Source organism: Actinoplanes sp. GCM10030250, assembly GCF_042666575.1.
Lineage (GTDB): Bacteria > Actinomycetota > Actinomycetes > Mycobacteriales > Micromonosporaceae > Actinoplanes.
This window is the reverse complement of the sequence record NZ_JBHTDO010000015.1, coordinates 84,335-108,024: the sequence shown is the minus strand read 5'-3', so window position 1 is coordinate 108,024 and position 23,690 is coordinate 84,335. Positions and strand designations below refer to the sequence as shown.

The window sequence follows — 23,690 nt, the reverse complement described above, 5'->3', positions numbered from 1 at the left end:
GTGTTAAGGGTTCTTTAGGGTTGCTCCGAAATGCCGCCGTGCTCAGCTGACGAGGCGGCGTTCCCAGGCCCAGGCGGCGATCTCGACCCGGTTGCGGGTGTCGAGCTTGGCGTGGATGCTGCTCAGGTGGGTCTTCACGGTGCCGACCGAGATGAACAGCTTCTCGGCGATCTCGGCGTTGGTCAGGCCGCGGGCGGTCAGCAGGACCACGTCCAGCTCCCGGGGTGAGAGCCCGCCGTCGTCACCGGCCGGTGCCGGCTGAGCCAGGTGCTCCAGCAGCCGTACGGTGATCGACGGGCTGATCAGCGCGTCCCCCGAGGCCGCCGCCCGGACCGCCTCGATGAGCAGGGCCGGCCCGGAGTCCTTGAGCAGGAAACCCACCGCGCCGTTGCGCAGGGCCTGATGCACGTACTCATCGAGGTCGAAGGTCGTCACGACGACCACCTTGACCGGGTCGGTGACGCCCGGACCGGCGAGCAGCCGCAGCGCCTGGAGCCCGTCCATCTTCGGCATCCGGATGTCCATCAGCGCCACGTCCGGCCGCAGCCGCCGGGCCGCGGCCACCGCCTCCACGCCGTCGGCCGCCTCGCCGACCACCTCCATGTCCGGCTGCGCGCCGAGGATCATGCCGAAGCCGGTGCGGACCATCGCCTGGTCGTCCGCGACGAGTACCCGGATCACCTGAAACTCCCTACTCGGAGAGGGGCAGCGCGGCGTCGACGACCCAGCCGCCGTCCACGCCGGGACCGGCCGAGATCTGCCCGCCGACCGCGCGGACCCGTTCGGTGAGGCCCGCCAGACCGTAACCCGGGCGGTCCCGGGGCGCGGGCGGACGGGGTGGCGGGCCGTCGTTGGATACCCGGACCAGCAGCAGTTTCGGGGTGCGCCGCAGCCACACGTGCACCGCCGACGCGGCCGGCGCGTGCTGGCGGGTGTTGGTCAGCGCCTCCATCACCACCCGGTACGCCGACGTGGAGATCTCCACCGGCATCCCGTCCGGATCGCCCTCCAGATGCAGCCGGGCCGGTGGTCCACCGGCCGCGGTGAACTGCTCGACGAGCGCCGGCAGCTCCGGCACCCCGGCGATCGGGGCGAGCGGCGCGTCCGGCCGTGACTCCGGGTCACGCAGCACCCCGACCATCCGCCGCATCGACGCCATCGTCTCGGCGCCGGCCTGCTCGATCTGCTCGAGGGCCAGCAGCACCCGCTTCGGGTCCTGCTCGGCGATGAACCGGGCACCCTGCGCCTGCACCACGATCCCGGTGACGTGGTGGGCGATGAAGTCGTGCAGGTCCCTGGCGAACTCGGTGCGCTGCTCGGTGCGTACCGCGTCGAGGGCGCGCCGCCGGTTGCCCTCCATCGTCCGCAGGGTGAACCCGACGCCGATCGCGGCGGCCGCACCCAGCGCCTGCACCAGGCAGAACGTGATGTAGACGGTCTCGCTGCCGGTCCGCAGCGGCATCAGGCTGACCGCCGCGGCGGTGATCGCGACGGCGGCGACCGCCCAGCGCGGTGTGGCGTTGCGGGTGACCACCACGAGCATGCCCAGCATCCCGGCCGACTCGGCCAGACCCCACAGTCCGCTGTACGGGTGCCGGTAGACCAGCAGCCCGGCGGTGACCGCCAGCGAGACGAGCGAGACCGCGATCGCACCGAGCGGCAGGGCGGTGCTGCCGACGGGGTGGACCGGCAGCCACGCCGCGGCGACCGCCATGGCGAGGGCGACCTGAATGATCAGCACCGGACTGCTGATCATGCCGCCGGTGAGGTCGAGGAGGCCGATCAGCGCCAGGGCGGCCAGGACGCCGATCTGAGCGGTACGCAGCACGACACGATTAACCATCGTGACCCAGCGTAGGCGGCGTTCCGCCCACTTCTATCGGCCGAAAGTAAGAGCCGCCGGACCCGGGGCCCTGCCGCCGGGCCGATGTGGCAGTGGCGCCGATCGATCAGGATTCGCCTGTCCGGTTCACAGCTCCCTTTCAAACTTCCTGCAGAGGTGCTCGCATGCATACACAGTCCTCATCCGCGCCCGACCACACCGCCCTGGCCGCGGTCGCGGCCGTGGACCTGGTCAAGGTGTACGGCAGCGGCCACACCGCGGTCCGCGCGCTCGACGGCGTGACGGTCGGGTTCGACCGCGGCCGCTTCACCGCCATCATGGGCCCGTCCGGCTCCGGCAAGTCCACGCTGATGCACTGCCTGGCCGGCCTGGACACCGCCACGTCGGGTCAGGTGCTGCTCGGCGGCACCGACCTGACCAAGCAGAGCGACCGAGTCCTGACCAAGGCCCGCCGGGAGCGTGTCGGCTTCGTGTTCCAGTCGTTCAACCTGCTACCGCAGCTCACCGCGGCCGCCAACATCACGCTGCCGCTGGATCTGGCCGGCCGCAAGCCGGACGCCGAGCTCTTCGACCGCCTGATCACCACGCTCGGCCTGGCCGGGCGGCTCAACCACCTGCCGAGCGAGCTCTCCGGCGGCCAGCAGCAGCGGGTCGCGCTGGCCCGGGCGCTGGTCTCCCGGCCCGAGGTGATCTTCGCCGACGAGCCGACCGGCAACCTCGACTCCCGCTCCGGCGCGGAGGTGCTCGGCCTGCTGCGGGACTCGGCCCGGAACCTGGGTCAGACGATCGTCATGGTCACCCACGACCCGGGTGCGGCCGCGTACGCCGACCGGGTCGTCATGCTCGCCGACGGCCGCCTGGCGGGGGAGATACACCAGCCGGACATCGCCGCCGTGACCGACGCTCTGCAGAGCCTGGCGGCGGGCCGGTGAACCCCGTCTTCCGTACGCAGATGGCCGGTGTGACCCGGCGCCCGGCTCGACTGCTGCTCACCGGGCTGGCGGTGCTCGTCGCGTCGTTCGTGGTCTACGCGACAGTGCTGGCGCAGCAGATCACCGAGCGCAGCGTCCTCGACGGGCTGAGCGGGACACCGGAGCAGGCCGGTCTGGTGGTCCGCAACGGGGTGATCACCACGAAGCAGCTCGCGGAGATCGGCAAGCTGCCCGGTGTCGCCGAGACCGCGGCCCGTACCGAGGCGGGCGGGCAGATCGGCACCGAGTACCTGGCCGTGAGCTCGGACCCGGGCTCCGGGCCGCTGAGCCTGCTGACGATGCGCGAGGGCCGCTACGCCACCGGCCCGGGGGAGATCGTGGTGACGCCGCGGACGGTCGAGCGCCTGGGCCTGACCGTGAACTCGGCGGTCGAGCTGGATCCCGGTGACGGCAAGCCGGTGTCGCTGAAGGTGGTCGGGGTGGCCGATACCCGCGACGACTGGGGCTTCCTCGCGTACGCGCCGATCACCACGGTGACCGGGCTGTCCGGTGCGGACGTGGTGAACCAGATCGACGTACGCCTGGACGCCGGCGCTGACGTGCCCGCCCTGCGGGAGCGGATGGCCGCGCTGACCCGGGGAACGGGTGCCGAGGGTGAACAGCCGGAGGTGGCGGCGGGCGCCGATGTCCGGCTCGCCGAGGCGCGCGCGGCGGCCGCCGAGGTCGACCAGGTCTTCGCCGTGGTCGGCATGTTCGTGGCGGTGGCCGTGGTGGCCGCCGGCCTGATCGCCGCGTCCACGTTCCGGATCGTCTTCGCGCAGCGGATGCGGCAGCTCGCCCTGCTGCGGGCGGTCGGTGCCGGGCGCGGCCCGCTGGCCCGGGCGCTGGCCGCCGAGGGGATGCTGACCGGCCTGGTCGCCGGCGTCACCGGGATGCTCGCCGCACTGGCCACCGGCCATCTCGTCCCGCTGCTGGCCGGCGCGTTCGGCGCGAAGGTGTCGTCACCCGGGTTCCCGCTCGCCGCGGCCGCCGGAACCGTCGTGCTGGCCGTGCTGATCACGGTCTTCGCGGTCCTCGCCCCGGCGCTGTCCGCGTCGCGGGTCGCGCCGCTGGAGGCGCTGCGGTCCGCCGCGTCCACCGGTGCGAAACGCGGCATCGGCGGCCTGCGCTGGGCCACCGGGCTCCTCCTCGCCGCGCTGGCGGCGGGTGCGGCCACGTTCGTGGCGGTCAACCTGCCGGGCCCGGACCCGGAGAACTACGACCCGATGCCGATGCTGCTGGGTGTCGTCGTCTCCGGCGGGTTCGCGTACATCGCCCTGATCGCCCTGGGCCCGGCCCTGGTCCGGCCGGTGCTCGCGGTGACCGGCTGGCCGCTGCGCCGGCTCGGGCCGGTCGGGAAGCTGGCCGTCGGTGGGGTCGGCGGCAGCACCCGCCGCGCCGCCGCCGTCTCGGTGGTGGTCGCGCTCGGTGTCACGCTGATCGCCGGTGTCCTGGTGGGCGGCGCCTCGATCCGGGTCCTCGCCGACCGGGAGCTGGCCGCGTCGGCACCGGCGGACTTCGAGCTGACCTCGTCGGAGAGCACGCCGCTGCCCGCCGGGTTCGCCGAGAAGGCCGGTGCGAGCAGCGACGTCACCCGGGTCACGCCGTACCGGCGGGCGATGAGCGTGACAGTGGGCGGCCTGGAGGACGTCGCGGCGACCGACCTGGCGATGAATGCGCTGCCGCGGCTCGCCGACCTGGACTTCGCGTCCGGTTCCGCCGACGACCTGGGACCCGGTAAGGCCGTCCTGGCCCGGTTCGCCGCCGACCTGGGCCACCTCGCCGTCGGCGACAGCTTCGAGGCGGTGGCCGGCAAGAGGACGACCCGGCTCACCGTGGTGGGTGTGCTCTCGGACATCGGGCCGCTGCACACCGGCCTGCTGGTGGACCCGGCCGACCTGACCGCGCTGGGTGCCGGCCCGGCACCGACCGGCCTGCTGGCCGACGCGGCCCGGGACGGCGAACAGGGCCGTACCGACGCGCTGCGGGCGCTGCGGGCCGCGATCGGCGGGCAGCCGGGCTTCGGGGTGACGGTCCTCGCCGACCAGCGGGATCAGATGAACACCGCGCTGACCGTGCTGCTCGGCGTCGCCCTCGGGCTGATCGGCCTGACGGTCCTGATCGCCGTGGTCGGTGTCGGCGCCACCACGGCGCTCTCGGTCGTCGAACGGGTCCGCGAGTCCGGCCTGCTCCGCGCGATCGGGATGTCCCGCGGCGGGCTGCGGGCGATGCTCACCACCGAGTCGGCCCTGTACGGCGTGATCGGCGCGGTGCTGGGACTGGTGCTCGGTGTCCCGTACGCCTGGCTCGCTCTCCAGGCCACCGGCGTGAACGCCCCGCTCACCGTGCCGGTCTGGCAGCTGGCCGGGGTCTTCGCCGCCCTCGTCGCGCTGACGGCGCTGGCCGGTGTCCTGCCCGCCCGCCGTGCCGCGAGGGTCAGTCCGGTGACCGCCCTGGGAACCGAGTGAGAGGGGGGCAACACATCGACCGGACGGTCCGGTAGCGTTCACGCCCGCAAGATCTTCGATCACAACGGGGGAGTGGAATGCAGAGGCGCCTGGCGATCGGTATAGGCACGGCGGTGGCGGTCCTGGCGGCCGGCGGCGGGGTCGCGGTGCTGACCTGGCCGTCCGGACCGGCCGGGAACACGGCACAGGACGAGGTCACCGTCCTGCCGCCGGAGCCGAACGCCGAGCCGCCCCGGATCGAGACCGCCCTGCGTACCGTCGACCTCGCCGGATCCGGCGGTGCCGCCGATCTGCCGCAGCGTGACACCGACAGGTTCAGCCTGCTCGGTGTCACCTGGGCGGACCCGCGGGACGTGCCGAAGGGCACCATCGAGGTCCGTACCCGCAGCGTCGCCTCCGGCAAGTGGTCCGCCTGGCAGCCGCTGGAGAAATCGGACATCGGCCCGGACGGCGCCGAGGCCGCGGCCGCCGAGCGGCGCGGTGGCACCGAGCCGATCTGGGTCGGCCCGTCGGACGGCGTGGCGGCCCGGGTGGCCGGCTCCGGCTCCGGTCTGCCCTCCGGACTGCGTCTCGATCTGATCGATCCCGGTCAGGAGGACGGCGAGCCGGTCGAGGAGACCGCGGGCGGCGAGACCGGCGGTACCGGCGGCGGCGAACCGGACCCGAGCGCCTCCGTCCCCGCTGAGGAACCGGCGACGACCGAGCCCACCCCGGCGGAGACCCTCTCGCCCACCGAGGCGACGCCGACCACGACGGCGCCTGGCACCACGGCCCCGACGACCGCACCCACGACGACCGCCCCCGCGACGACAGCGCCGACCACCGCTGCACCCACGACGACGACGGCGCCGACCACCGCGCCGACCACGTCAGTCCCGGCGCCCACCTCGACGGTGCCGGTCAAGGCGCAGTTCCCCACCTACTACACCCGGTACTCGTGGGGTGCCGACGAGCGCATCGTCGGCTCGGTCTCGATCGCCAAGGAGGTCAAGCTCCTCTGGGTGCACCACACCGCCACCACCAACGACTACGACTGCTCGGAGTCGGCGGCGATCGTGCGCAGCATCCAGACGTACCACGTGAAGAGCAACAAGTGGTCGGACATCGGCTACAACTACCTGCTGGACAAGTGCGGGCGGCTCTTCGAGGGCCGTAAGGGCGGCGTGGAGAACCCGGTCGTCGGCGCGCACACGCAGGGCTTCAACACCAATTTCGCGGCCATCTCGGTGATCGGCAACTTCGAGTCGGCGCAGTCGAACACGGCGGTCGAGACGATCATCGCCCAGGTTGCGGCGGCACGGCTGGGTAAGTACGACTACAACCCGACGAGCAGCGTGAAGGTCACGGCCGGCTCCAGCAACGACAAGTTCAAGGAGGGCGCGTCGATCACCCTGCCGCGGGTGGCCGGCCACCGCGACGCGGACGCCACCGCCTGCCCCGGCGCCAACCTCTACTCCCGGCTCGCCGCGATCCGCGCGGTCTCCCAGGAGATGGTCACCGGGATGACGCTGAAGTCGGTGACCGGCGGCGGCTACGCGGCCGGCGCCTGGTACGTGAAGAACCGTGCCCAGCTCACCTGGTCGATGAGCACAGCCTCGGAGAAGGTGACCACGTTCGAGGTGCAGGTCGACGGCAAGACGGTGACCACGCTGCCCGGCACCGCCCGGACCGCCGCCGTGACCCTGGCAGCGGGACGGCACACCGTCGCCGTCCGTGCGGTGCACACCTCCGGCAGCACGGCCCGGGTGGCCGCCACCGTCTGGGGTGACGTGACGGCTCCGACGTTCCGGTCCGCTCTGACCGTCGGGCTGCGCACCGGAACCGTCAACAAGACGGCGGTGCCGGTGACCCTCGGCTTCTCCGCGGCCGACAACGCCAAGCTGGCCGGTTACACGTTCAGCAGGCCGCGTGCGGGCTCGGCGGCGGCGACCGCCAGGAGCTGGGCGACGACCGTACGGCCGGGTGCCTCCACCTACACGGTCACGGCCAAGGACGTCGCCGGCAACGCCCGGGCCGCCTCCGTGGCGCGGTCGGTGGCGGTCTCCGCCGAGACCGCGGCCAAGAAGACCGGTACCTGGACCAAGAAGAGCAGCAGCGCGCACCTGGGCGGCAAGGCGCTCTCCGCTTCGGCCAAGAACCGCAAGCTGACCTGGAAGTTCACCGGGCGCTCGGCCGCGCTGCTGTTCAGCCGGACCAGCAAGTCCGGCAAGGTGGCGATCTACCTCGACGGCAAGAAGGTCAGCACGCTCGACCTGCGGTCGTCCAAGAACGCCTACCGGCAGGCGATGTGGACGCGCAACCTCGCGTACGGCAAGCACACCGTCGCGATCGTGGTGCTCGGCACGTCCGGCCGCCCGGCGGTCATCTCGGACGGCCTCGCCTACGTCAAGTAGCCGGCGTCACCCGGAACGGCGCGGTACTCCGCGCCGTTCCGGCCCGCTGAACTCCTCGGCGGGCGGCAGCGTGAACCAGAAGGTCGCACCACGGCCCTCGCTGCTCTCCGCCTTGATCTCCCCGCCGTGCCGCTCGACCGCCCGGTGCACAGTGGTCAAGCCGATTCCGGTGCCCGGGAAGTCACGGGCGTCGTGCAGCCGCGCGAACGGCCGGAACAGCTGGCCGGCCTGGTCGGCGGGGAAACCGGCGCCGTTGTCGCGGACGTAGAACCGCTCGCCCTCCACGCCGACCTCGATCGCCGGCTGGTCGACCTTGCAGCTGAACTTCACCGCGTTGTTGATCAGGTTCTCCAGGATCACCCGGACCAGGCCCTCGTCCGCGTCGGCGATCATGTTCTCCCGTACGGTGAAAGTGACCTGCCGGTCCGGATCCCGGGCCGAGACCTCGGCGATCACCTGGCGTGCCGTCGCCGACATGTCGAAATGCGCCCTGCGCAGCTCGCCGCGGCTGGCCCGGGCGAGGATCAGGAGCGACTCCACCAGATCGGCCATCCGCATCGCGGCGGCGTGCACCCGGCTGAGCCGGTGCTTGGTCATCTCACCGATCGGCTCGCCGTCCTCCTCGTCGAGCATGTGCTCGCAGAAGCTGCTGATCACCTGGAGCGGGCCGCGCAGGTCGTGCGAGACCGAGCCGGAGAACGCCTCCAGCTCCCGGTTGCGCCACTCCAGCTCCTCCACCAGGGCGGCCCGGGTCTCGGCGAGCCGGCGGGCGGCGCGTTCCTCGGTCGCGTCGAGCTCGCGCCGCATCAGCTCCTCGCGGATCCGGCGCGCCTCGTCGTGCGACTGCTTGCGGCGGATCTGGGCCCGGACGTGCACCTTGAGGCCCTCGGGCACGTCCGCCTGCCGCACGTAGTCGTCGGCGCCGGCCGCCATGCAGTCGAGCATCCGTTCCTCGTCGCCGGTCATCACCACGGGCAGGTCGCCGACCTGCGGCACCTCGCGGAACCGGCGGCACGACTCGCGCGCCCGGTCGAGGTCGCCGTCGGTGCCCAGCACTATGCAGTCGACCGGCTGGGCCGAGAGCAGCTCCAGGGCGTCGTCGATGCCGGAGGCGCGGACCAGGTCGTAGCCGTCCGGCAGCAGGGCCTCGGCCCACATCTCGAGCTCGTCGCGGCTCGGGCTGACGGTGAGCACCTTGCCCGGCCCGTGCAGGCTTCCGGTAACCTCGATCGGCAGGTGCTCGGCGCTCTGCCGCAGCACCGCGGCCAGCTTGGCCAGCACCACGGCGAGGTCCTGCTGTTTGCGGACGAACGCGTCGGCGCCGGCTTCCAGCATCTGCATCTCGGTGGCGTAGTCGTCGGCGGCGGTCATCAGGATGCACGGTGTGTCCCGCAGCGCCGGGTCGAGGCGGACCCGGCGGATCACCGTGGCGCCGTCGATGCCGGGCATCACGCCGTCCACGATCACCGCGCTGGGCCGCTTGTCCGCCGCGGTCCGCAGGCCCTCCTCGCCGCTGGCCGCGGTCAGCACCGCGTACCCCTCCGGTTCGAGCAGGTCCCGCAGCTTCTCCCGGAAGGTCAGGCTGTCGTCGATGACCAGCACTGTCGACCGGTCCGAGGGGGAGTCCGACGGCTCCTTCAGCAGCTGCCGGGTGCGGGAGACCACGTAGCCGGTGTCGTAGGGCTTGCCCACGTACTCGTCGGCACCGATGCGCAGCCCGGCCAGGCGGTCGCTCACCTCGCTCTCGCTGGACAGCAACAGCGTGATGACCTCGCCGTGCCCCGGTGTGCGGCGCAGCTCGGTGAGCAGTTCCAGGCCGTCCGCGTCGGGCAGCAGCACGTCCAGCACTGCCGCGTCGAACACCGAGCCGGCGAACGCCGTCCGGGCCTCCGCCCCGGTCGCGCAGAGGATGGTGGCGAAGCCCCCGTCGGAGAACGCCTCGTGCAGGTCCATCCGCACGGTCAGGCTGTCGTCCACGATCAGCACGGTCGGGGTCATCGCCGGTCACCCGCGAGCTTCATCCCGGCCAGCCGCGCGGCCATCCGGGCGGGCGGCATGACGTGGGCAGCCGCACCCAGCAGCGCCGCCTCCCGGGGCATGCCGTAGACGGTGCAGCTCGTCTCGTCCTGGGCGAAGGTGATCGCGCCCCGGCTGCGCATCTGGAGCAGGCCGGACGCGCCGTCGCGGCCCATCCCGGTGAGCAGGCACCCGGCCGCGGCGGGGCCGTACGCGGTCGCCACCGACTCGAACAGCACGTCCACCGCGGGGCGGCAGGAGTGCCGGGGCGGTCCGTCGCTGAGCCGCAGCAGGTGATCCTGGACGAAGAGGTGCCGGTCCGGTGGAGCCAGCAGGACCTGGCCGGTGGCCCGGCTGACCGGGGTGCCGTCCACGGCGTACCGCACGTTGCGGCCGGTCTGCCCGGCCAGCCAGTCGGAGAAGGCGACAGCGAACTGCTCGCTCGCCGCGATGTGCTGGACGCACAGCACCGGCGTGCGGAAGCTGGCCGGCAGCTCCCGCAGCAGCTCGGTGATGGCGGCCGGCCCGCCGGTCGAGGCACCGACGGCGACCACGCTGAGCACGTCGCTGACCGGTGCCGGCGCGGGCGGGTGCGGCCGTGCCGTGCCGGAACGCCCGTCCAGCCTGGCCCGCGGATGGGTGATCACCCGGATCCGGGCCACCATCCGCAGCGCCGCCCGCAGCCGCTGCGACCAGTCCACGTCCGAGTCGTCGCCGCGCGGCTTCTCCATCACGTCCACCGCTCCCGCCGCGAGAGCGTTGTACGTGCTGAACAGCTCCTGCCGGTCCGCCGACGAGACCACCAGGATCGGGGTCGGATGCTCCGCCATGATCTGCTCGGTGGCGGCCAGCCCGCTGATCCCGGGCAGCATCATGTCCATCGTGATGACGTCGGGCCGCAGCCGGGCGGTCATCTCCACCGCACGCTCGCCGTCCACGGCCTCGCCGATCACCGTCAACTGCGGGTCCGGGGCGAGCGCCTCGCGCAGGTGGCCGCGCATGGTGGGTGAGTCCTCGACGATGAGTACCCGGGTCATGAGCGCACCACCAGCCGCCGGATGTGTCCCAGCAGTTCCTCCTGGTCGAACTCGCCCTTGACCACGTAGGCGGAGGCGCCGGCCGCCCGGCCCCGGTCCCGGTCCGCCGCGCTGCCCCGGGAACTGACCAGGATCGCGGGGACCGCGGCGAGTGCCGGGTCGGCGCGGGTGCGCTCGACGAGCGTGAACCCGTCGATGCCGGGCATGTCGATGTCGCTGAGGATCAGGCCGTACCCGCGGGTGCCGGCCATCTCCAGGGCCTGTTCGCCGGAGGCGGCCAGGTCGACCTCGTACCCCGCCGACTCGAGGATGCTGCGCTCGAGCATCCGGGTGGTCAGCGAGTCGTCGACGACCAGGATCGGCAGCGGGGTGGCCGTCGGCCCGCTGCCCGGGCGCGCGCCGGCCAGGTGGCCCCGCAGCACCTCGGCGACCAGGCCCTCCGGGTCCAGCACCAGCCGGGGGTTGCCGTCGGCGTCCACCGCGACGCTGCCGATCACCGCGCTGGCCGGGGCCAGGTCCGGCAGCGGGCGGGCGACCAGCGCGGACGTCCCGGTGAGGCGGTCCACCCCGATCGCCACCATGCCGTTGTCGCCGTTCACCATGACGGCGGCGCCGGGGCCGGGGGAGTCGGTGACCGTGCCACCGGTGTGCAGGATCTCGGTCAGCGGCAGGAACGGTGCGGCGACACCCTCGTACACCAGCCGGCCGGTGCCGGCCGCGGTGGCCGCCTCCTCCGGGCTCAGCCGCAGGCAGCCGCGGACCGAGTCCAGCGGTACGGTGGCGACGGTGCCGCCCGCCTCGACCGACAGGCCGGTCATGCTGAGCAGCGCGAGCGGGATGGTCAGTTCGACGGTGGCGCCCGCGCCGGGTGAACTGCGCACCGTCACCTGACCGTGCAGCTGCGCGGCGACCTCGCGGACCGCGTCCATGCCGATGCCGCGCCCGGCCACCTCGGTCACCTGCGGTGACGTGCTGATACCGCCGTGCAGCACCAGATCGAGCATCTCCCGCGCGTCGGCCGGCCCGGAGCCGCGCTTGACGAGACCCCGCGCCTCAGCGGTGCTGCGCAGGGCCTCCAGGTCGAAGCCGCGCCCGTCGTCGGCGCACCGGAAGACCGCGAACCGGCCGTGCCGCTCCACCTCGACCGCGATCGTCCCCTCGGCCGGTTTGCGGGCCGCCAGCCGCTCCGCCTCCGGCTCGATGCCGTGCACCACCGCGTTGCGCACCACGTGCAGGAACGCGCCGCTGACCGGGCCGAGCAGGTGGGCGCCCATCCGGACGTCACCGCCGTACGACTCGAACCGCACCCGCTTGCCCTCGGCGTCGGCGGCGTCGCGCACCCCGCGCCGCAGTGCGGTGAAGATGTTCCCGGCCGGTACCAGCCGCAGCCCCTCCGCCTTGGCCCGGACGTCGTCGAGCTCCCGCTCGATCTGGTCCACCGCGTCGGTGAAGTGGCGCCCGGCCGATCCCAGCTCGCCGGCCAGCCGTTCGGCGGTGGCCCGGGTCGCCAGGGCGGGCGCGGCCCGGCCCACCCGCAGCTGGTCGGCGAGGTTCTCGGCCCGGCGGCGCAGAGCTTCGATGGTCTCGCAGCCGGAGCGCAGCGGCGCCATCCGGGCGTTCGCCACGCCGATCGCGTCCAGCAGGTCGTCCAGGTCGGCGCTGGCCGCCCGGGGCGCCACCCCGGCCTCCGGCGGCAGGCCCGGCGGCGGCTCGCCCGGCGCTTCGGCGGGGGCCTCGGGTGGTGCGGGCCCGGGAGCCGCTTCGAGAGCGGGCGGCTGCTCCAGGACGGTGACCTGCGCCTCGATCTCGTCGTTGAGCCGCAGCAGTTCGCGCATCTGCTCGGCGGCCAGGCCCGACGTGTCCGTGCGGTGCGGTACCAGGATCTCCTCGAACGCGTGGGCCCGGTCGGCGATGTCCTTCTGCTTCACCACCCGGGCAGCGCCCTTGAGGGTGTGCGCGATGCGCAGCAGCCGCGCCACCGGCTCCGGCCCGGGCCGCTGGTCCAGGTCGAGCACCCCGGAACTGATCTGGTCCACCAGCTCCCGCGCCTCCAGCCGGAAATAGCGGAGGGGATCGCGGCCCTCTGCCATCAGCGCCGTCCGGTGCCGACCAGCTCCAGCAGGTCGCCGGAGAGCGTGGAGAGGTGCGCCGCGGTCTGCTTGGTCTGCACCGCGCTCGCCTCGGTCTCGCGCGACACCCGCGCGGTGTCCGAGGCCGCCACGTTCACCTGCTCGACCGCGGTGGTCTGCTGCTTGGTGGAGAGCTCGATCTCGCGGGTGGCGTCGTTGGTGGTGGCGACCAGCTGGACGATCGCCCGGAACGAGTTGGTGGCGTCGTCGAACTGCCGGGCACCGGCGTCCACCGCCTTCGCCCCGATCTCGGTGGCCATCACCGTGGTGTTCACCGCACCCCGGACGTCGTCGATCAGCGCCCGGATCTCCTTGGCCGACGCCGCCGTACGGTCGGCCAGCTTGCGGATCTCCTCCGCCACCACGGCGAACCGCCGTCCCCACTCCCCGGCACCGCTCGCCTCGATGGTGGCGTTGATGGCCAGGATGTTCGTCTGCTCGGCCAGCTCCGACACCAGGTCGACGACCAGGCCGATCTGCTGGGACTTCTCTCCGAGGGCGAGCATGTGCTGCACGATCTGGTCGACCTGGGAGCGGATCGCCGTCATCGAGGCGCGGGTCTGGTCGATCGTCGAGTCGCCGTTGCGGGCCGCCGACTCGGTCTCCTCGGCGATCTGCGACACCCGCTGCGCCGAGTCCGCGATCTGCCGGGAGGTGATCAGCAGCTCGCTGATCGTCGTGGTGATCTCGCTCATCGCGCTCGCCTGGTCCCGGCCGCCGTTCACCTGCTGCGCGGCGGCGGCCTCGAGCTGGGCCGAGGAGCTCTGGATGTGCCCGACCGCGGCGCCCACCTCGCGGCGCAGGTCCCGGCTCAGCCGCCAGGCCACCGCGATCGCGCTGACCGCGGTGAGCGCACCCAGGCTGATGATCGCCGTGATGGCCAGCACGGTTCGCTCCGACGAGTTCTTGCGTCCCCCCTCGACGTCGGCCTGCACCCGGGCGACCAGCGTGGCCAGGTTCGCCTCGAGCTGCTCCCGCAACGGCCTCGCCAGCTCATCGTTGAGCCGGATCGCGGCCTCGATGGAGTTCACCTGCGAGCGCCGGGTCATCACCGTGGTCACCGCTTCGGCGTGCTTCACCTCGATCGCCTCCACCTGGGTGAGCAGCTCGGCCGCCGGGCCGGTCAGGCTGGCCCGGAGCAGGCCGAGCTCGTCGCGGAACCGGTTGCGGTCCTCCTCCGTCTTGTCCGCGAAGTCCTTGGTCCCGTACAGCAGGTAGGCGCGGAAGTCGGCGAGCCGGGTCTCCAGGATCCTGCCGACCCGTTCGGCCCTCGTCAGGTCCTCGGCGGCCGCGGTGATCGCCTGGTCCTTCGCGTTCACCACGACGGCCAGGCCGATCACCGAGGTGGCGATCGAGAGCAGCGTCAGGGCGACGGTCAGGGTCACACCGATCGCCAGTTTGCTGCCGTAGGTTCGTCCGGCCATCATGCAGGCTCCTCACGTCCGAGCGGGTGCCCCGCCAGCTGATGGACCAGTGCGCGGGTGGCGGGGACGTCGATGATCGGCCGGTTGCCGTCCGGCAGCCGCACCATGCCGCGCAGGTACCCCCCGGACCCGGCACCGTCGACCAGGTCGGTCACCGGCACCCGCAGGTGATGGTCGAGCTCGTGGAAGGCGAGCGCCAGCGCCGGAGTCCCGCTGGTCAGCACCAGCCAGCGGGGCCGCTGCGCGATAGGGTGGCCGAGCAGGGCGGCCAGGTCGTAGACGGGCACCACGACGCCGGCGAAACCGGCGACGCCGAGCAGGGCCTTCAGGGTGGTGGGCAGGGCGGTCACCGGCCGGTCCGGGTGGACACCGGAGGCCTGGTCGAGGCGGAGTGCGTACGGCCTGCCGCCGGCACCCACGGCCAGCAGTTCGACGGTCTCGCCGTCCAGGAGCCGGGCCGGTTCGGCGAACGAGGCGTCGAAGTCGGTGCGCAGCCGGGCGACCCGCTCGGCCACCGTCCGCCCGGTCACCGCCGAACCCCGCAGCACACGTCGAGCTCGGTACGGCACAACGTGGTCAGGGCCAGTCTGCCGAACCCACCGCCGAACAGCGTGATCCGCTCCTCGTCCTCACGGGTCAGCAGGTCGAGGGCGGGTTCCAGGTGGGCCGCCGCACCCCGGTCGTCGCCGCGGCGGCGGGCGATCAGGCCCATCCGCAGGCGGGGCATCGCGAAGTCCGGGTCCAGGTACGCGGCCAGCCGGTACTGCCCGGCCGCCTGCTCCGCGCAGTCCAGCTCGTGGCAGACACCGAGCAGGTGGTGCGCGTCCGGGTGCGGCCCGCCGGAGTCGATCAGCCGGTGCGCGGCGTCGCGGGCCTCGGCGAGGCGGCCGACCTGTGCCAGCAGCACGCCGCGCAGCAGCAGCTCCCGGCTGCCCGAGACACCGCCCATGACCAGCAGGTTCAGGGCGTCGGCGAAGCGGTCGTCGCGCATCAGCCCGATCGCCCGCTGATGGATCTCGCCGCCGCCGGGTTCGGCCGGGGCCACGTGCCGGATCGCCGTCGTGCGCCGGGGTGACGGCCGGGGCGGCGGCGCGGGCCGGGAATCCCGCCGCCGGTAGTAGACCGTCCCGGAGTCGTACTGCGGCTCCAGCCCCTCAGGCTTGCTGCCCAGCGAGTCGGTGTGCCCGAGGAACAGGTAGCCGCCGGGGCACAGGGCCCGGGTCATCCGGCCGATCAGACCGGCAGCGGTGTCCGGTGTCAGATACATCAGCAGGTTCCGGCAGAAGATCACGTCGTACCGGCCGGTCTGCCACAGCTGCGGGTCGTCGAGGGCGACGTTGTTCTCGGCGAACCGGACGTTGTCCGCGACCTCGCCGGCCACCCGGAAGAGGTCGCCCTCGGGCCGGAACCAGCGGCGCACCGTGGTGGCGGGCGTCTCCCGCAGCGACCACCGCGAGTAGGTGGCGGCGGCGGCCCGCTCCAGCATCCGGTGGTTCGCGTCGACGCCGACCACGGACACGATCCAGTCGGTGGCCGGCCGCGCCTGGTACGCCTCGATCGCCAGCGAGTACGCCTCCTCACCCGACGAGCAGCCCACCGACAGCAACCGCAGCACCCGCTGCCCGCCCCGCGCGGTGACCCGCTCCGGCAGCACCCGGTCGCGGAGCACCCGGAACTGCTCCGCGTGCCGGAAGAAGTACGTCTCGGTGATGCTCAGCGCCTCGGCCAGCGCCGCCGTCTCCGCCGTCCAGCGCCGGCCGTCCAGCCGGTCGAGATAGCCGCGCACGCTGAGCCCGTGCGCCTGCGCCCGCTCGGTGAGCACCGCCGTCGTCTGCACGCCGTCGCCCTCGGCGAACGTCCAGCCCAGCCGCCGCTGCAGCGACTCGCGGAACCGGGTCAGGTCCGCGCCGCTGATCACGCCGCCACCTCGGTGGCGGCACCGGCAGCCGCCCACACCTCGTCGGGCACCGTCCCGATGCTGTGCAACAGCAGCAGCGGGTCGGTACCGAACGTGCCGACCGCGGCGATCAGGGCCTTCGACACCCCGGTGAACAGCGCGGCCGGCCCGTCCGGCGGCTCCACGTGGATCTGCTGAACGCCCAGCACCGGCCCGGTGCCGCAGGCCACCAGGCCGCGCCCGGCCCGCACCGCGACGTACCTGTCGATCTCACCGTCCCGCCCGGTCAGCAGCCGGGTCACGTCGATCACCGGAGCCGGCGCGCCGCGCAGGATGGTCAGACCGCGGACGTAGGGCGGCGTTCCCGCCAGGAGCCGCGTCTCCAGCGGCCGCATCGTCTCCACGACCTCGTCGAGGGGCAGCGCGCAGAACAGCGGCCCGGCCCGGAAGACCAGCGCGAGGACTCCGGCCTCACCCGCCGGAGCCACCAGCTCGCCGTGCTGCCCACTCACGCGCTCAGGCTAGCCAGGATCGGTCCGTCTTATATGAGCTTCGCTCAACTCCGTGAGCAGGGCTTTCACCCCACAGACCGGGATCGGGTACGGCCGAAGCGCACCGCCGTCACCGGCACCTGCGGGAGCTGTCGGCCTGTCCCGGCGCGCGGCCGCCCTCCGCGCGCCGGGACCGGCCTGCCTAGGTGCGGTCGTCGTGACCGTTGCTGAAGCGGATCGGCTCCGGGGTGTCCGGGTGGCGGCTGGGCCGATGCTGCCCGGGCGGGCGCCCGGCCACCGGCATGTCCGCCGTGTCCATGAAGCCCGGCACCACTTCTCCGGCGTGCCGGTGCGCTTCTTCGGCGGCGTGCCCGCGTGCTTTTTCGGCGGCCGGGCCGTGGGTGACGGCGACCGGGTTGACCGGGGTGCCGTCGCGGGCGACCTCCGGCCACCCGGCCGGAACCGGCCCGGCGGGTTCGGCGGGTTCCGCGGCAGGCACCGGACCGTCGCTCGTGGGCCAGAGTCGCGGCCGGCGCCGGGCGGCCAGGTCCTCCGCCCAGCCGAAGAGCAGCACGGCGACCCCGGTCAGGAGGAAGGCGGCGGCGAGCGAGACCGGCCCCTCCAAGCGGCCCACGTCGTCGAGGGCGACGTAGGTGAGCACCGGCCACAGCGCCACGATGGCCAGGTTGTGCCAGAGGTAGATGGTGACGGCGCGGGCGTTGACGAGCGTGACGAAGCGGTCCAGCGGCCGGATCCGGGACAGCCAGGTCATGTCCGGCTGCCAGCGCAGCACCAAAAGCACGAAGGCCAGCGACCAGAGCGACTGCGACTCGGAGACGTCGTTCAGGTCCCAGGCGTCCTCACCCTGGTGGCCGCTCTGCCAGTACAGGGCCGCGGCGCCGAGCACGGCGACGATGCCGAGGACCGCACCGGAGCTGAGCCGGGCGAGCCGTCCGTCACGGTGGGTGAAGCCGACGATCCAGCAGGCACCGTACGTGACGAGGTCCCACATCACCGCGTCCGCGTCCTCCGGCAGTCCGAGCCCGGTCTTGTCCAGAAAGGCGATGGCCGCGATCGGTGCGAGCGCCAGCAGCCAGCCGGCGCCGCCCATCTTCTTGTAGACGAACCACATCAGGGGCGAGAGCAGGATGAACCACACGTACGCCCGGATGTACCAGAGCGGCTCCCACACGTCGATGCCCAGCTCGCTGCCGGGCGGGTCGCCGAGCGGCAGCACCCAGAACACGAGCTTCCAGGGCGTGAAGGGGTGTGCGCCGTCCTCCTCCTGTGCCCAGCCGAGCCCGATCATCGCCGGTACGGCGAGGACGCCGAGCAGCCACAGCGGCGGGAGCAGCCGGCGCAGCCGGGACGTGACCACGCTGCCCGCCGGCCGTCTGGTCAGCGACGCGGCGGTCAGCGACCCGGCTAGCGCGAACATCACGCCCATGGCCGGGAACACGATGGACAGCCAGGCCCAGCCGAAGTGGTGATAAACGATCACCCGGACGATGGCTGCGGCACGAAGGAGGTCCAGGTATCGATTACGCACCGCGAAACCGTAGCGATGACGCGGGAGCCACCGCGCCCGCCGCCCGGCCGTCAAGGAGAAGCTGAGCGGGTTACCCCGGTAGAGGGAAGAACCGCGGAACGCGGTGCGATTGTGCGACGTCCGTGTTCCGGGACCATCCGTGTCCGCGCAGCTCAGCCCGTACCCCCGAGACTTTCTCGCGGTAAGGCCGGGTGACGCGCGCCCGGCGGCGCAGTGACCGGGCCGGGCCCACGCCGTTGGTCAACTGGCGAGAGCGCCGCGGATGGGCCGCGGCGCGCGATTCGACGGGATCAACCGGGTATGCGGAAACCTCTGGTAGCGCTCTGTGTGGCTGCCGCGGCACTGGGCGCGGGCGGTATCGCCGCGAACGCGCTGGCACAGGAGTCGCCGGATGGTTCGGACGTTGCGGATTTCAGCATCTTCGAGGAGCCGAACCTGCCGGGACTGGACGGGGACAACCTGCTGGGGCCGTTCCCCGACATGGACGTGCCGGACAGCGAGCCGATGGCCGAGCCGCCGCCGCGGCGCCCGCGGGCCGGCAGCGCGGCGGAGCCGCCATTGGCGCAGTCAGCGGATCCGATCGATCCCGTCCTGATCGATCCATCCCCCTCTCCTTCCTCGTCTCCCTCGAGGGTGACCAGGCGGACGCTGCCGGCGCCTGTCCGCGCTGACGAGCCGGAGCCCGCCACCGAACGGCCTCGCCCGCGGGCCGACGCCGAGCTGCGGCAGCGGCAGGCACCCGGCTTCGCGCGCCCGGCGGCCGACCCGCTCGCCGCCGCCCGCACCGCGGTCTCTGCCTCGTCGGTCTCCGCCAGCCCGTCCGCGCCGGTGCAGCAGCAGGTCCTGGCCCTGGTCAACCGCAACCGCCGCAGTCACGGCTGCGGCCCGCTGTCGGCGGACCGGCGGCTGATCGAGGCGGCCAACCGGCACGCGGCCGACATGGCGCAGCGCGGCTACTTCGACCACGAGGACCCGCGCGGCGATCGGGCCGGCAGCCGGGTCTCCCGCGCCGGGTACGACTGGAAGCGCTACGGCGAGAACATCGCCCGCGGCCAGAACACCCCCTACGAGGTGGTGACCGACTGGATGAACAGCCCGGAGCACCGGGAGAACATCCTCGACTGCCGGATGGACGAGGTGGGCCTGGGTCTCGCCTTCTCCCGCGGCGACACCCCCTACTGGGTGCAGGACTTCGCGACACCGCGCTGATCCCTCACCTTGCGTTGATCAACAGCTGACTCCCCGGAGCGGGATCCGCCTCGAACACCGAACCGGGATGCCGATGGCATCCCGGTTTCATGTCACCCTCCTTCCCGGCATGTCACGGGTGGGGTGGCTGTGCTTCGATGTGCGGACACCACTCCTGGGGAGGATGGAAATTGGCAGGAAGACGGGTTACCGCCCGCCTCGCCGGCGCCGTCATGGCGGTGCTCGTGGGTGGCGGTCTCGGTGCGATCGCGCTGACACCGGCCGGTGCCGGTGCCGCTGTGCGCAGCGCCCCGGTGACCGCGGCCTTGGCCACCACGGTGGTCTCCAAGGCGGCTGCCGCGTCGTGCGCGACCGGCAAGTACCAGAAGCAGGTCGAGGGTTACCTCAAGAAGCTGGGTGGATACGGAACGGTCACGGTCGACGGCAAGCAGTCCGCCGCCGACTGCACCGCGATCGTCAAGTTCCAGAAGCGGTTCGGCATCCAGCCGGCCAAGGGCCTGGCCGGCCCGACGACCTATGACGTCGCCAAGCGGCTGGCGTCGACGAAGACGGCGGCCTGCAAGGCGAAGAAGAAGGGCATCACCTTCTGCGTCAACCTCACGCAGCAGACGACGTGGGTGATGAAGAACGGCAAGGTGCACGTCAAGCCGACGGTCACGCGGACCGGCTACAAGGGTTACCGGACCCCGGCGGGCACCTTCACGATCAACAAGCGGACGAAGAAGGAGTGGTCCGACCCGTACGAGGTGTGGCTGCCGTACTGGCAGCGATTCATCGGCGGGCGTGGGTTCCACCAGACCACCACCTACCTCCACGACAAGTGGCGGGGTTCGCACGGTTGCGTCAACCTGCTCAAGCAGGACGCTCAGAAGTACTGGAGCATCGGCAAGATCGGAATGACGGTGAAGGTGATCGGGCGCCGGCCCGGCACCTGATCGGCAGCCATCGGCAGGCCGTCCTCGCTCCTGAGGGCGGCCTGTTGTTCGTTCATGAACGACATAGAGTGGCCTCTGTGTCCCGTAACCGCTCACGGACCGTGATCATCGCCGCCGGTCTCCTGGTGCTGTTCCCCATGACCGCGGCCTCCTGCGACGACGAGGCCCCCGGTGTCCGCCTGGGCACCGCCACCCTCGGCACCGTCGACGAGATCGTCGAGGCGCCCGGGACAGTCGTGGCGCGTACCGCCGCGACCCTGACCGCTCCCGCCGCCGGCACCCTGACCGACCTCCTGGTGGAGCCCGGCGAGAAGGTCGCCGAGGGCGACGTGCTCGCCGTCATCCACTCACCCGAGCTGGAGCGCCGCCGCGACGCGGCGAAGAAGGCCCTCGACCAGGCGCCCTCCGGCGGTGGCGTGCCCACCGGCACCTCCGGGTTCACCGCCGTGCGCGAACGCACCGACAAGCAGGCCGGCAAGGCCTTCGAACAGGCCGCCGAGGCCGCCGACCAGATCGCCGACCCGGAGCTGAAGAAGGCGCTGAAACGCCAGGTGGATGCCGCCAGGGAGCAGTATGCGGCGGCGTCCGAGGCGGCCGGCGCCGCGGTGCGGTCGGTGCAGCGCGGCGTCGCGTCGCTGAGCCGGGCGGTTGGCGCGCTCTCCGCGGCGCAGCGGCTGCAGACAGAGCAGGCGTACGAGCTCGCCGACGCCGCCGTCGACGCACTGACCCTCCGCGCACCCGTGGCCGGAGTGGTGCAACTGGGCGGTACGGCCCCCGCCGCCCCGTCCTCGCTCAGCGGCCTCCTCGAGTCCGGCGGCCAGCTGCCGCAGAGTGCCGGCGCCGCCGGCGCCGCCGGTGTCGACACCACCATCCCCGAGGGCGGGTTCGTGGCCGCCGGCGCCCCGGTGCTGACCGTTGTCGACACCAGCCGGCTCGGCCTGTCCGCCGAGGTGGACGAGACCGACGTGCTCCTGGTCGAAACCGGGGTCAAGGCGCGGGTCGAGCTGGACGCCGCACCCGGAGCCACCTACGCGGCCACGGTGCGCTCCACCGACCTGCTTCCCACCACGTCGGCCCGGGGCGGCGTCTCCTACCGGGTGCGGCTCGACCTCGCCGCCGGCTCGTACGCCGGAACCGAGGAGGCGGCACCCGCACCGCGCCCCGGCATGAGCGCGGTGATCCGGCTGAGCGTGCGGCAGGCCACCTCGGCCGTCACCGTGCCTGCCTCCGCCGTGCTCAGCAAGGACGGCCAGGACACCGTCTGGATCGTCGACGACGGCCGGTACCGGGCTGCCGGGGTGCGGCTCGGTGTGCAGGGCGAGGACACCGTGCAGGTGCTCTCCGGGGTGGACGCCGGCCAGCAGATCGTGGTCGGCGGCGCCGACCGGGTCGAAGCCGGTGCCGAGGTCCGGTGAGCCTGCCGGCCATCGTCGCCACCGACGTCTCGCGCACCTATCAGCTCGACGGGCTGTCGGTGCCCGCGCTGCGCGGCGTCTCGCTGACCGTCGAGGCGGGTGACTACGTGGCGGTGGTCGGCACGTCCGGCTCCGGCAAGTCGACCCTGATGCACCTGCTCGGCGGCCTGGACCGGCCGAGCGGCGGCTCGCTGCTGATCGGCGGCCGCGACGTCGCGACGCTGACCCCGAACGAGCTGGCCGAACTGCGCAACACGACGATCGGCTTCGTCTTCCAGTCGTTCCACCTGCTCGCCCGCACCACCGCGCAGGACAACGTCGGGCTGCCGCTGGTCTACCGCGGGCTCGGCCGCCGGGAACGGCGCGAACGGGCCGCCGCGATGCTGGAGCGGGTCGGCCTCGCCCACCGGTTGGGGCACCGCCCCAACCAGCTCTCCGGCGGGGAGCAGCAGCGGGTCGCCATCGCGCGGGCGCTGGTCACCGGGCCGTCGGTGCTGCTCGCCGACGAGCCGACCGGCAACCTGGACTCGGCGACCGGGCAGGCGGTGCTCGCGCTGCTGGAGTCGCTCAACGCCGACGGGGTGGCGGTCGTGCTCGTCACCCACGACCGGGAGGTCGCCGCGCGGGCCCGGCGGCAGATCGTGATGAGGGACGGCCTGATCGTGTCCGCCCCGCCGGGTGGCGGCGCATGAGGGTGGTGGAAGCGTGGCGGGTCGCCCTCGACGCCCTGCGGGCCAACCGGCTGCGCAGCATGCTCACCATGCTCGGCGTGGTGATCGGGGTGGCAGCGGTGGTCGCCCTCGTCGCGATCGGCACCGGCACCAAGGAACAGATCGAACGCCAGGTGGAGGGGCTCGGCTCCAACCTGCTGATCGTCGTACCGGGGCGGCTGACCGCGGGGGCGGCGCCGACCTCGTCGCCGCTCACCCTCGACGACGTCGACGCGGTCACCCGGGTGGTCGGCGACCGGACGCGGGTCGCTGTCACGATCAGTTCGGGGGAGACCGTACGGGCTGGGTCGCGCTCGGGTTTCGCCAGCATGCAGGGCGTTCTGGAGACCACGCCGACGGTCTTCGTGCGGCGGCTGGATCGAGGGACCTACCTGACGCGTACGGACGTGAGCACCGGCCGCCGCGTGGCCGTCCTGGGAGCGGGCCTGGCCGGGCAGCTGTTCGGCGAGCGGGACCCGATCGGGCGGCAGATCACCATCGGCGGTGTCCGGTTCCGGGTGATCGGCACGTTCGAGCCGCTCGGGCAGAGCCTCGGCGTGGACCGGGACGGTGAGGTGCACGTACCGGTCACGGCGGCCCAGCGGCTCCTCGGCACCGAGCGCATCGACGGTCTGGCGATCCGGGCCCCCGACCGGGAGGAGATCGACGAACTCGGCGCCGACGTGGTCGCCACGCTCGCCGAGCGGCACCCGGACACCGACTTCAGCGCGGTCACCCAGGAGCAGATCCTCGGCGTGCTCGGTGACATCCTCGGCGTACTGACCGGGGTGCTCGCCGCCATCGCCGGGATCAGCCTGCTCGTCGGCGGTGTCGGCGTCTCCAACATCATGCTCGTCTCGGTACGCGAGCGCACCAAGGAGATCGGCCTGCGCAAGGCGGTCGGCGCGCGTCCCCGCGACATCGGCGTGCAGTTCCTGCTCGAGGCGGTGCTGCTGACCACCACCGGTGGCGTGCTCGGCATGCTGCTCGGCGGTTCGGCGGCGCTGCTCGTGGACCGGCTCAGCCCGGTGCCGGCCGCGCTCACCTGGTGGTCGATGGCACTCGCGTTCGGAGTCTCCGCGGCGGTCGGGATCATCTTCGGCGTGGTACCCGCGCAACGGGCCGGCCGCCTCGACCCGGTGGTCGCCCTCCGCGCCGAATGAGCTGTCCCCTGGGGGCCACCACCTCGTCCCCGGCTCAGAT

At 72.8% G+C, this 23,690-nt stretch carries 18 protein-coding genes; 8 read left to right on the top strand and 10 right to left on the bottom strand.

The window, feature by feature from the left end; all coding sequences use genetic code 11:
• Positions 1 to 42: 42 nt before the first annotated feature.
• Both ACFQV6_RS20555 and ACFQV6_RS20550 read right to left on the bottom strand, forming a co-directional pair.
• Positions 43 to 681: a response regulator gene (locus ACFQV6_RS20555; RefSeq protein ID WP_378029141.1), complete on the bottom strand. Its 639-nt coding sequence runs from the start codon at positions 679 to 681 to the stop codon at positions 43 to 45.
• 10 nt (positions 682 to 691) lie between these two features.
• Positions 692 to 1,843, bottom strand: a complete 1,152-nt coding sequence (locus ACFQV6_RS20550; RefSeq protein WP_378029140.1) for a sensor histidine kinase — start codon at positions 1,841 to 1,843, stop codon at positions 692 to 694.
• 164 nt (positions 1,844 to 2,007) lie between these two features.
• Here ACFQV6_RS20550 and ACFQV6_RS20545 point away from each other — a divergent pair, with 164 nt between their 5' ends.
• From ACFQV6_RS20545 to ACFQV6_RS20535, 3 genes are all read left to right on the top strand, one after another.
• Positions 2,008 to 2,775 (top strand): ABC transporter ATP-binding protein, encoded by a 768-nt coding sequence (locus tag ACFQV6_RS20545; RefSeq protein ID WP_378029139.1) that lies wholly within the window; start codon positions 2,008 to 2,010, stop codon positions 2,773 to 2,775.
• On the top strand, positions 2,772 to 5,282 hold the full coding sequence (locus tag ACFQV6_RS20540; protein WP_378029138.1) for an FtsX-like permease family protein: 2,511 nt from the start codon (positions 2,772 to 2,774) through the stop codon (positions 5,280 to 5,282). Before ACFQV6_RS20545 ends, ACFQV6_RS20540 begins: the two co-directional genes overlap by 4 nt.
• A 77-nt stretch (positions 5,283 to 5,359) precedes the next feature.
• Positions 5,360 to 7,675, top strand: coding sequence for an N-acetylmuramoyl-L-alanine amidase (locus ACFQV6_RS20535; protein ID WP_378029137.1), 2,316 nt, complete (start codon positions 5,360 to 5,362; stop codon positions 7,673 to 7,675).
• A 6-nt stretch (positions 7,676 to 7,681) separates the two neighbouring features.
• Here the strand turns inward: ACFQV6_RS20535 and ACFQV6_RS20530 are convergent, their stop codons facing one another.
• The 8 genes from ACFQV6_RS20530 to ACFQV6_RS20495 form a co-directional block, all read right to left on the bottom strand.
• Positions 7,682 to 9,673 carry a response regulator gene (locus ACFQV6_RS20530; protein WP_378029136.1) on the bottom strand — a complete coding sequence of 664 codons (1,992 nt, stop codon included), beginning with the start codon at positions 9,671 to 9,673 and terminating at the stop codon, positions 7,682 to 7,684.
• On the bottom strand, positions 9,670 to 10,728 hold the full coding sequence (gene cheB, locus ACFQV6_RS20525; RefSeq protein ID WP_378029135.1) for a chemotaxis-specific protein-glutamate methyltransferase CheB: 1,059 nt from the start codon (positions 10,726 to 10,728) through the stop codon (positions 9,670 to 9,672). The genes ACFQV6_RS20530 and cheB overlap by 4 nt, the downstream gene beginning before the upstream one ends.
• Positions 10,725 to 12,818, bottom strand: coding sequence for a response regulator (locus ACFQV6_RS20520; RefSeq protein WP_378029134.1), 2,094 nt, complete (start codon positions 12,816 to 12,818; stop codon positions 10,725 to 10,727). The genes cheB and ACFQV6_RS20520 overlap by 4 nt, the downstream gene beginning before the upstream one ends.
• Complete coding sequence (locus ACFQV6_RS20515) at positions 12,818 to 14,284, bottom strand: methyl-accepting chemotaxis protein (protein WP_378029133.1); 1,467 nt, start codon at positions 14,282 to 14,284, stop codon at positions 12,818 to 12,820. The genes ACFQV6_RS20520 and ACFQV6_RS20515 overlap by 1 nt, the downstream gene beginning before the upstream one ends.
• Positions 14,281 to 14,811 carry a chemotaxis protein CheW gene (locus ACFQV6_RS20510; RefSeq protein WP_378029132.1) on the bottom strand — a complete coding sequence of 177 codons (531 nt, stop codon included), beginning with the start codon at positions 14,809 to 14,811 and terminating at the stop codon, positions 14,281 to 14,283. Before ACFQV6_RS20510 ends, ACFQV6_RS20515 begins: the two co-directional genes overlap by 4 nt.
• Positions 14,808 to 16,199, bottom strand: coding sequence for a CheR family methyltransferase (locus tag ACFQV6_RS20505; RefSeq protein ID WP_378029131.1), 1,392 nt, complete (start codon positions 16,197 to 16,199; stop codon positions 14,808 to 14,810). Before ACFQV6_RS20505 ends, ACFQV6_RS20510 begins: the two co-directional genes overlap by 4 nt.
• Positions 16,196 to 16,690, bottom strand: coding sequence for a chemotaxis protein CheW (locus tag ACFQV6_RS20500; protein ID WP_378029130.1), 495 nt, complete (start codon positions 16,688 to 16,690; stop codon positions 16,196 to 16,198). The genes ACFQV6_RS20505 and ACFQV6_RS20500 overlap by 4 nt, the downstream gene beginning before the upstream one ends.
• A gap of 181 nt (positions 16,691 to 16,871) precedes the next feature.
• Positions 16,872 to 18,218: an acyltransferase family protein gene (locus ACFQV6_RS20495; RefSeq protein ID WP_378029129.1), complete on the bottom strand. Its 1,347-nt coding sequence runs from the start codon at positions 18,216 to 18,218 to the stop codon at positions 16,872 to 16,874.
• Between the two features lie 300 nt (positions 18,219 to 18,518).
• Between ACFQV6_RS20495 and ACFQV6_RS20490 the strand changes: the two genes are divergently transcribed.
• The 5 genes from ACFQV6_RS20490 (at position 18,519) to ACFQV6_RS20470 (ending at position 23,650) form a co-directional block, all read left to right on the top strand.
• Positions 18,519 to 19,427, top strand: coding sequence for a CAP domain-containing protein (locus ACFQV6_RS20490; protein WP_378029128.1), 909 nt, complete (start codon positions 18,519 to 18,521; stop codon positions 19,425 to 19,427).
• Between the two features lie 212 nt (positions 19,428 to 19,639).
• Positions 19,640 to 20,362 carry a L,D-transpeptidase family protein gene (locus tag ACFQV6_RS20485; RefSeq protein WP_378029211.1) on the top strand — a complete coding sequence of 241 codons (723 nt, stop codon included), beginning with the start codon at positions 19,640 to 19,642 and terminating at the stop codon, positions 20,360 to 20,362.
• Positions 20,363 to 20,439: 77 nt separating this feature from the next.
• Positions 20,440 to 21,777, top strand: coding sequence for an efflux RND transporter periplasmic adaptor subunit (locus tag ACFQV6_RS20480; protein WP_378029127.1), 1,338 nt, complete (start codon positions 20,440 to 20,442; stop codon positions 21,775 to 21,777).
• Positions 21,774 to 22,469 carry an ABC transporter ATP-binding protein gene (locus ACFQV6_RS20475; RefSeq protein WP_378029126.1) on the top strand — a complete coding sequence of 232 codons (696 nt, stop codon included), beginning with the start codon at positions 21,774 to 21,776 and terminating at the stop codon, positions 22,467 to 22,469. The genes ACFQV6_RS20480 and ACFQV6_RS20475 overlap by 4 nt, the downstream gene beginning before the upstream one ends.
• On the top strand, positions 22,466 to 23,650 hold the full coding sequence (locus tag ACFQV6_RS20470) for an ABC transporter permease (protein WP_378029125.1): 1,185 nt from the start codon (positions 22,466 to 22,468) through the stop codon (positions 23,648 to 23,650). Before ACFQV6_RS20475 ends, ACFQV6_RS20470 begins: the two co-directional genes overlap by 4 nt.
• The last annotated feature ends 40 nt before the right edge of the window (positions 23,651 to 23,690 follow it).

What these genes read in the sequence shown, in the direction of transcription:
- ACFQV6_RS20550 (WP_378029140.1), bottom strand. Translation starts at nt 1,843, where the DNA reads ATGGTTAATCGTGTCGTGCTGCGTACCGCTCAGATCGGCGTCCTGGCC.
- ACFQV6_RS20545 (WP_378029139.1), top strand. Translation starts at nt 2,008, where the DNA reads ATGCATACACAGTCCTCATCCGCGCCCGACCACACCGCCCTGGCCGCG.
- ACFQV6_RS20535 (WP_378029137.1), top strand. Translation starts at nt 5,360, where the DNA reads ATGCAGAGGCGCCTGGCGATCGGTATAGGCACGGCGGTGGCGGTCCTG.
- ACFQV6_RS20530 (WP_378029136.1), bottom strand. Translation starts at nt 9,673, where the DNA reads ATGACCCCGACCGTGCTGATCGTGGACGACAGCCTGACCGTGCGGATG.
- cheB (WP_378029135.1), bottom strand. Translation starts at nt 10,728, where the DNA reads ATGACCCGGGTACTCATCGTCGAGGACTCACCCACCATGCGCGGCCAC.
- ACFQV6_RS20520 (WP_378029134.1), bottom strand. Translation starts at nt 12,818, where the DNA reads ATGGCAGAGGGCCGCGATCCCCTCCGCTATTTCCGGCTGGAGGCGCGG.
- ACFQV6_RS20515 (WP_378029133.1), bottom strand. Translation starts at nt 14,284, where the DNA reads ATGATGGCCGGACGAACCTACGGCAGCAAACTGGCGATCGGTGTGACC.
- ACFQV6_RS20490 (WP_378029128.1), top strand. Translation starts at nt 18,519, where the DNA reads ATGCGGAAACCTCTGGTAGCGCTCTGTGTGGCTGCCGCGGCACTGGGC.
- ACFQV6_RS20485 (WP_378029211.1), top strand. Translation starts at nt 19,640, where the DNA reads ATGGCGGTGCTCGTGGGTGGCGGTCTCGGTGCGATCGCGCTGACACCG.
- ACFQV6_RS20470 (WP_378029125.1), top strand. Translation starts at nt 22,466, where the DNA reads ATGAGGGTGGTGGAAGCGTGGCGGGTCGCCCTCGACGCCCTGCGGGCC.